This window comes from Pantoea sp. ME81 (genome assembly GCF_903970985.1).
Lineage (GTDB): Bacteria > Pseudomonadota > Gammaproteobacteria > Enterobacterales > Enterobacteriaceae > Pantoea > Pantoea communis.
Genome location: NZ_CAJCKS010000224.1, coordinates 1 through 6,594, shown reverse-complemented (window position 1 = coordinate 6,594; position 6,594 = coordinate 1). Strand labels below are relative to the sequence as shown.

Sequence of the window (6,594 nt, the reverse complement as noted above, 5' to 3'; positions counted from 1 at the left end):
CCTGCCATACGCCGTCAGGGATGTAGAGGGGTGTTCTATTTTTAATCAGTCACGCCCTCAGCTGTTTCTGTATCACGGCCGCGCGCCGGTAGAGTTCAACCAGGTCGCTGTCGATCCCCTCAATCAGCAGGCCCGTCATGCGCTGTTCCCGGCTGGCGCCGTGCCAGAGGTGGCGCGCAATCATGTCGCGCAGTCGCAGGTGAAACTCATACAGCGATTCTTCCAGGTCGGCGACGTCGGCCGCCAGGGTGTCGGTCTCAGGGTGCATAGTGTGATCGTTCATCATCATTTCTCCGTTCATCAGGCCGCGCGGGCGTAGGGTTTGGTGAACACGATATGGCCCACCACGCGAAACCCCGCCGCCTTCCACGCCTGCATAAAAATATCTACCCGGTTCCAGCCGTAGAAGCTCACCGCCAGGCTTTGTCTTTGAGCACCCGGAACATTTCGTTGCTCGCCGGCTGATCTCACTCGCTGTTAACGTCGTTGGCAATTGACCGGCCGGAACGGTCTTTAAAACCGACGAGGTACGGCGGGTCGGTGAGGACGAAATCAATGCTTTTATCCGGAAAGCCGCCCATAACCTGTACGCTGTCGCCGTGCATGAATCGAGACATAGTGATGCTCCTGTGTATGAAGGGGGCACCGGTAGTGGTGCTGTGACCTCCACACAGACGGGCGGACAGCGGAGCAAACAGGGGCGACACCGGAAGCCGCACGCCCCGCCGGAGCGGACTGAATGTCCACCGTAGGGCGGGGAACGGGTTGAGCAGTTGTGTTAAGAGTCAATGCTCTTTACTTCAGAAGGGGCTATTTAGCTCAATGACAATTTTAAGCTGAAAGTTTCACTGATGAGTTCATGAGCCGGTAGTTTTCATAAGGAACGCTATACAGGAAGGCAGGCGAAGCCGCCCGGCTACCGCTAGGGCACCGCACTTTATGCCTGCCGCCTCCGGCCAGTGGATGGGGGCGGCACAGAGGCGGAGCGCAGCGACTTCCTTTTTCATGTCTGCTCTGATGCCGTCGTGCCGGGCCGCACCAAGGCGGATACTGCACTTCAGGCAACATGCGCAGACGTTATTCTTCGACCTCCTCCGGCATGACGCCATCGATGGCCTGCTCCAGGTGCCACCAGTTGAATCCCTCGTTCGCATCGTGATGGTCTTCGGCATACTCTATCGCCGCCACGATTTCCTCATGCGTCAACGCCGGGCGCTGGCGAAGGAAGTCATCTGCCTGCCAGAAGGCGCCGCAGCACAGCTCGTCATCGCCGATGGCGGCCAGACGCGCCCTGAATTTCCGTACGGTCATCTCTCTCATCGCTCATCCGGCGGGTTACCCCGCCGCCTCCGGTTCAGCAGCCGTAGCTGGCCACGTTGTCAATAATCCAGTCCGGCCCGGTCACGTCAAAGTAGCCGTCCTTAAATTCCTCCTCGCTCCACTCCAGCGAGTCACAGCGCTCATGCAGTTGGACGCCCTCTGGGTAGACTACCCATCCGCAGTAGTCGCAGCCGACTTCGGCATACCAGTGTTTAACGGTGACGCCGTAACGCCACGTCAGCGCACACAGCACCTATGGCGAGGGCGGCGACCTGGGCCGGCGTCAAAGGACCTGCTTGCGTAGTACAGGAGGTTATCCGGCTTCTCGGGGAGATGACGGAGAGCGTGAATACAGAGGGGTACCCTGGCCTGTCCCGGCTGGCGTGCAGAGCAAAAAAACCGCGCGCTGAAGCCCGTGAGCAACATTCACTCCATTGACTGGCCCGCTCCGTTCAGTCGCAACGTTCGTATGAACACCAGTCGAATTTCCGGCGGTTTGGCCACTGGAAGGCACAGGCTGACTGCACGTATATTGCTGAATGGCGATAAATTTTATATAACAGTTAATATCGCGAAGTCCTGCGCCTTATAAACAATTAATTGAGGGCCATGTTCTTACGTAAAGTAACTCCAACAAAATGGACGGCAGAAATATAATGCCGCTTGCCGCTCACAGCAGTCAGAACGGGAATATTTCACTGTCTGGGCGACTGGCACGTTATCGTGCTGATACATCTGGCACACAACCAGTAATACATATCCTTTTAAAGGATGAATTTTATTCCATCCTGAATCAGAAAGAGTGAAGGGAATATTTTATGCAGTCAGGATTCGCTATAAAAACAAACCGAAATCTTAAACCTTAAACCTGTCGTTCATTATCATTTGCTGGACACCCCGCGCGGTGAATAAACTCCTTCCAGCTTAAGGCGCCCGAAGAGACATATAAGCATGACACGTTGTTATGGTGAACCTGATACGGGCAGATGGGTCCTGCCAGCCTTGTTAAAATATTTCTCCGTGCATGGTCTGACACAAGGACACCCGGAGCTAACGCACCCGAAATCCATATCACACAAAAACATAATCAGATTACTTAAATAAACAGCCACACATCAGTCACTTATATAAACCCACAAAGGTTCAGTATATTTTTCCTTATTTATCTATAGGTCATGACAACGGAAGGAATTTAATTATCCCCATCACAATTGCTATAATTAAGACGTGGTTAACATCATTCTCATTCATTATTTAAGCGAGGTGTAAACGTGTTGTACAGCGAAGACATGACCGGTCACGCAGTTATTGGTGAAGCAGCTGTCAATCTTGCCGTGCGTGAACAGGAAATAACCGTCGATTCTCTCCTGACGGAGCTTAACGTTATGCTGAGAGCTGAAGAGCTCAGCGGTCGTATTGCCCGCATCAGTGCGGCAATAGCCTGGCTGCGTGATTTCCGCACCGTGGGCGCCCGCGGCGGCGCGGCTCAGAGTTGGATGCTCTCCGATGCTGGCGACCTCAGTGCCGGCGGCGAGGCGACCATTCGCCTGCAGGCTGATGAAGACGATGAAATGAGATAACAACACTCCGCCATGGCGGGCGACAGGCGCCCGCTCTGCTTTGTGTATTAAAAGCTCAGCTGGATGCTGAGTCAGATTCAATAGCCCGGTTAACGAAGCGCTTTTCTGCCTCCCCTCCTATAATGATACTGACGAAGGCATGCGCTGCGGATGCAGTTCACCCGGCAACACAACAAAAATCGCGTCATTCTTTCCAGCGCCGTCATCCGCTCAGGTTGCTCCGGCAGGGACCTTCACAGCATGAAAAACACAAATTCCGTAACCGTCATTCGAGACCGCCTGCAGAACTGTGGCGAGGCGCTGGCGGCAGAGCGTGACGAGCTTGAGGCGGCCATTCAGGCGATTCTGGCCCCGGGCGGCAAGCTGACCAACAAAACGCTCATCATGCACGTCATTCGCGAGCTTGAACGCGAGCAGAACGCGCAGCGGCAGGCGGTGCTGCGCAACGTGCTGGAGCTGGTCGTGACGCACACGCCGGACGACGCCGGCGGCCAGGCTGTGTGAGGCTGGAGCCGGGTCAGGGCTACCCTCCCTTCAGTTCAGTTTTCCCGCAAAGAGCCGGATGGCCCGGTTGCAGGCCTCGCGCAGGGCCATATCGGCGCTGGACTCCTTCAGGCGCCAGAGCGTACCGATGAGCTCGTGCGGGTTCACTGATTCGCCCCTACGCAGTATCTGCCTGATGGCCAGCCCGATGGCTTCGTGCATCAGGTCCTGTATCTCACGTTCGTTTTTCAGATGCGCTCCGCTTATTGGGGATATATACAGTGTATCGCTTTAAGCGGTGCGCATAAATACGTACGAAAAAAAACCGCCCGAAGGCGGTTAAATAAGGGGGATGGCACCCCGGTCGGGCGGGATATCTCTGTCGCCGCCCGGCACCTCGTCCTCGTGACCGGGCTCGGGTATCCCGTCCGGCAGGGGCGTGGCGTCATCAGGCATCGGGTGTTCAGACATGCAGCGCTCCCGCGGGGCTACTTCCCGCCCTTCTGCTTCATGGTGTCGCTGTCCCTGGTGTCTTTTTTGTTGCCCGCGGGCAGCTTGCTGTGGTCGGCGTCTTTGCCATCCTTCACATTTTTATCGTTACGGTCAGCCATGGTTACCTCCGTCACCCGGTATCGGGTAACGTTAAGTTTAGGTCCGTGACGGTATCTGACGTGAAGAATTCTCCGTTCTGTGACTTAAGCGTAAAAACGACCCGTTACGGGGCCGGCAAAAGCGTGGAGCCCCCCGACTCCTTCATGCTGTCGTCCACGCACCGCCGGCAGATGGAGGCCCGTACGCTCAGGCGCTGTGACGCAATCTGATACGCGTGCCGGTAACTGATGGCCGAGCCCAGAAACCGTCGCTCCGGGTGGTCTTCGAGGCATACGCACCCTTTCACGTGAAGCTGGTCCTGCTGCCCCATCCTGAGCAGATAATAAAACTGCCACATATCTCACCTCCTTCCCTGTTAAAGCAGCCACTGTATGCCTGGTTATATAACGGACGGAATTAATTTCTGTCGCGATTTAAGCAGCACGCAGGGGTGACAATAAAGCCAGTTCCCCACAACGGACGTTGACTGCCTTCAGTCCGCTGTTGTACCGACATAAATGATTTTCCGCATGCATTGACCACCCTCCCCCGCTTTTTCTGAATCTTACGCTGCCCGCTCCGCGCCTCGTTTACTGCCATATACTTGACTAATCAGGCGGGTATTTCACAGCCGGGGCACGCCGGTCACCCTCTTTTCCATCGCCTGCCGCAGCACACATTCAGCCAGGGGCCTTCACAGCATGAGAAATACGAATTCGGTCGCACACATTCAGGCCTACCTGTCTGGCACCGGTAACCGGTTTAAGTCAGAAAAAGAGACACTGGACGACATCATCCGCACCATCCTTGCAGAGGGAGTACCGATCAGTAACAAAACCATAATCATGCAGATCATGAGACAAATTACGGATGAAACGGACGGGAGCAGGCAGGAAACGTTGCGCATACTTCTTCAGCTGGTCGTGGGATATACGCCAGACGATCCCGGCATCTGAAGGGGGACTTGCTGTCGGTCACGCACGGTCGGCAGAAGCAGCTTCCTTTCCTTAAAACAGTTACTGTATGCCTGAATACATCGCGGGGAGATGTCTGTGTCGGTTTAAGAGCAGAACTATCGGAGGGTGTCGTCCCTGACAGGTTCTCCGGCCGGTACACGCCTGAGCGCGACCGCTGAGGTCATCTTCATCGTCGTCTTCCGGCCAGAGCCGGACTACGTCCTTTGGCGTCAGTTCTTCTCGTCGTTCAGGCCCGCAAGGGTCTGCAGGTACGGTACGTGCCGGACGGCCTGCTCCGGCTCGTGGAAGCTCTTCAGCCAGCTTCTGGCTTCGGATATTTCAGTGAGCCGGTTATCGCTGCCGCCGGCCTCCGCCATGTGTCCGAGCTCGGTAATAAGCGATTGCACGCTTATTTCCTTTTCGCCCAGCGCCAGGCTCAGTGCCGCTTCGCCAATAATGACGTGCCCTTTCCCGTCGTGTTGAACAGTCAAATGACTACCTCCGTTTTACGTTGATGACAGCCTCACGTCACACTGTAGACCCCGCTGACGAAAGCGCCCGGAGGATATTCTGAAAAACCCTTGTTCCGTAATAATTTATTTCAATAATTATAATGAGAGGGCTCCGCCCGCGTCAGAAGTCATCGTTTCTGACGCTCCCTGACGTTCATTCAGCCTGTCACCACGCCCGTTACCGGTGCGGTTTGAGAAAGCGCGGCCGCCTGCTAAGGTGCCCGTGACAATCTGCGGCAATACGGAGCCTAAAATGCTTACAACCATAATTTACCGGAGCCACCTCGCCGATGAGGTGCCCGTCCGCATCCTGCCGGGCATGGTGGAGAAGGCCAGCCTGCTGAACGCCCGGCATCAGGTAACGGGCATCCTGCTCTTTAACGGCACGCACTTCTTCCAGATCCTGGAGGGCCCGGAGGAGGGCGTGCTGGACATCTACGCTCGCATCTGCGCCGACCGGCGCCACCACAACGTGGTTGAACTGATGCGCGACTACTCACCGTCACGTCGCTTCGGCAACCACGGTATGGAGCTCTTCGACCTGCGCCACCACGACAGCGGCAGCGTGCTGCAGGCGGTGCTGGACCGCGGCACGTCTAAATACCGCCTGACCTATGACGATCGCGGCCTGCAGTTCCTGCGAACCTTCGTGGAAGCCCGGGAGAAAGAGAACTACTTTGAGGTCCTGCCCGCCGACTACTGGGACTTTGTGCCGGACGACAACGGGTCACCGGCCCCCGCTGCGGGCGTCACCTTCCGCCCGGTGGTTGACCCGCTCGGCCGTGAGGTCACGGCCCTTGAGGCCCTGCCCGGTGACGCACCGGCGGGACTCTCCGGCGAGGCGCTGTACGAGCACAATCTCGCGGCGGTCACCGGGGCGCTGAACAGGGCCGGCAGGTCGTGCCCGGACGACATCATGCTGTACGTCAGCATTCTGCCAGGGACGCTGGTTGCCCTGCCGGACGCCGTGGGCCGGCTCGTGAGCGCCATCGACAGCGCCGGGCTGGTGCCGCAGCAAATTATACTGGGCGTCAGCGAGACGGAGGTCATCTCTCAGCTGGAAGCATTTTCCGCAGCGGTGCGGCAGCTGAAGCAGTCCGGTATCAGTCTCTCAATTGATAACTTTGGAGACGGCTCAGCCGGGCTGTCGCT

At 56.8% G+C, this 6,594-nt stretch carries 11 protein-coding genes and 1 pseudogene; 4 read left to right on the top strand and 8 right to left on the bottom strand.

Features of this window, described 5'->3' with window-relative positions; genetic code table 11:
• Nucleotides 1–49: 49 nt before the first annotated feature.
• The 4 genes and pseudogenes from H7A81_RS24650 to H7A81_RS24635 all read right to left on the bottom strand — a co-directional run bounded on the left by H7A81_RS24650 (nucleotide 50) and on the right by H7A81_RS24635 (nucleotide 1,573).
• Nucleotides 50–286, bottom strand: coding sequence for a hypothetical protein (locus H7A81_RS24650; protein ID WP_255479037.1), 237 nt, complete (start codon nucleotides 284–286; stop codon nucleotides 50–52).
• A gap of 17 nt (nucleotides 287–303) precedes the next feature.
• Nucleotides 304–617, bottom strand: a pseudogene (locus tag H7A81_RS24645) (DNA methylase); the annotation flags it as partial.
• A gap of 460 nt (nucleotides 618–1,077) precedes the next feature.
• Entirely contained in the window at nucleotides 1,078–1,311 is a 234-nt protein-coding gene (locus tag H7A81_RS24640; protein ID WP_182059018.1) for a hypothetical protein, read from the bottom strand.
• Nucleotides 1,312–1,354: 43 nt separating this feature from the next.
• On the bottom strand, nucleotides 1,355–1,573 hold the full coding sequence (locus H7A81_RS24635; RefSeq protein ID WP_182059017.1) for a hypothetical protein: 219 nt from the start codon (nucleotides 1,571–1,573) through the stop codon (nucleotides 1,355–1,357).
• A 1,018-nt stretch (nucleotides 1,574–2,591) separates the two neighbouring features.
• Here H7A81_RS24635 and H7A81_RS24630 point away from each other — a divergent pair.
• Complete coding sequence (locus tag H7A81_RS24630) at nucleotides 2,592–2,900, top strand: hypothetical protein (protein WP_182059016.1); 309 nt, start codon at nucleotides 2,592–2,594, stop codon at nucleotides 2,898–2,900.
• A gap of 150 nt (nucleotides 2,901–3,050) precedes the next feature.
• On the top strand, nucleotides 3,051–3,404 hold the full coding sequence (locus H7A81_RS24625; protein WP_255479036.1) for a biofilm development regulator YmgB/AriR family protein: 354 nt from the start codon (nucleotides 3,051–3,053) through the stop codon (nucleotides 3,402–3,404).
• A gap of 30 nt (nucleotides 3,405–3,434) precedes the next feature.
• On the opposite strand, the gene H7A81_RS24620 is transcribed toward H7A81_RS24625, so the two are convergent.
• The 3 genes from H7A81_RS24620 to H7A81_RS27835 all read right to left on the bottom strand — a co-directional run bounded on the left by H7A81_RS24620 (nucleotide 3,435) and on the right by H7A81_RS27835 (nucleotide 3,994).
• A complete protein-coding gene (locus tag H7A81_RS24620) occupies nucleotides 3,435–3,605 on the bottom strand; it encodes a hypothetical protein (protein ID WP_182059015.1) in 171 nt (56 codons plus the stop codon).
• Nucleotides 3,606–3,722: 117 nt separating this feature from the next.
• Entirely contained in the window at nucleotides 3,723–3,854 is a 132-nt protein-coding gene (locus H7A81_RS27840) for a hypothetical protein (protein ID WP_254919501.1), read from the bottom strand.
• A gap of 17 nt (nucleotides 3,855–3,871) precedes the next feature.
• On the bottom strand, nucleotides 3,872–3,994 hold the full coding sequence (locus H7A81_RS27835) for a hypothetical protein (protein WP_254919502.1): 123 nt from the start codon (nucleotides 3,992–3,994) through the stop codon (nucleotides 3,872–3,874).
• Between the two features lie 681 nt (nucleotides 3,995–4,675).
• Between H7A81_RS27835 and H7A81_RS24615 the strand changes: the two genes are divergently transcribed.
• On the top strand, nucleotides 4,676–4,930 hold the full coding sequence (locus H7A81_RS24615; protein WP_182059014.1) for a biofilm development regulator YmgB/AriR family protein: 255 nt from the start codon (nucleotides 4,676–4,678) through the stop codon (nucleotides 4,928–4,930).
• 230 nt (nucleotides 4,931–5,160) lie between these two features.
• On the opposite strand, the gene H7A81_RS24610 is transcribed toward H7A81_RS24615, so the two are convergent.
• On the bottom strand, nucleotides 5,161–5,421 hold the full coding sequence (locus H7A81_RS24610; protein ID WP_039337302.1) for a hypothetical protein: 261 nt from the start codon (nucleotides 5,419–5,421) through the stop codon (nucleotides 5,161–5,163).
• A gap of 274 nt (nucleotides 5,422–5,695) precedes the next feature.
• On the opposite strand from H7A81_RS24610, the gene H7A81_RS24605 reads away from it, so the two are divergent.
• On the top strand, nucleotides 5,696–6,594 hold an 899-nt coding region (locus H7A81_RS24605), incomplete at its 3' end, for a diguanylate phosphodiesterase (RefSeq protein WP_182059013.1).

Bases quoted from the DNA above. Each gene is read 5' to 3' on its own strand.
- H7A81_RS24650 (WP_255479037.1), bottom strand. From the start codon at position 286: ATGATGAACGATCACACTATGCACCCTGAGACCGACACCCTGGCGGCC.
- H7A81_RS24640 (WP_182059018.1), bottom strand. From the start codon at position 1,311: ATGACCGTACGGAAATTCAGGGCGCGTCTGGCCGCCATCGGCGATGAC.
- H7A81_RS24625 (WP_255479036.1), top strand. From the start codon at position 3,051: ATGCAGTTCACCCGGCAACACAACAAAAATCGCGTCATTCTTTCCAGC.
- H7A81_RS24620 (WP_182059015.1), bottom strand. From the start codon at position 3,605: ATGCACGAAGCCATCGGGCTGGCCATCAGGCAGATACTGCGTAGGGGC.
- H7A81_RS27840 (WP_254919501.1), bottom strand. From the start codon at position 3,854: ATGTCTGAACACCCGATGCCTGATGACGCCACGCCCCTGCCGGACGGG.
- H7A81_RS27835 (WP_254919502.1), bottom strand. From the start codon at position 3,994: ATGGCTGACCGTAACGATAAAAATGTGAAGGATGGCAAAGACGCCGAC.
- H7A81_RS24615 (WP_182059014.1), top strand. From the start codon at position 4,676: ATGAGAAATACGAATTCGGTCGCACACATTCAGGCCTACCTGTCTGGC.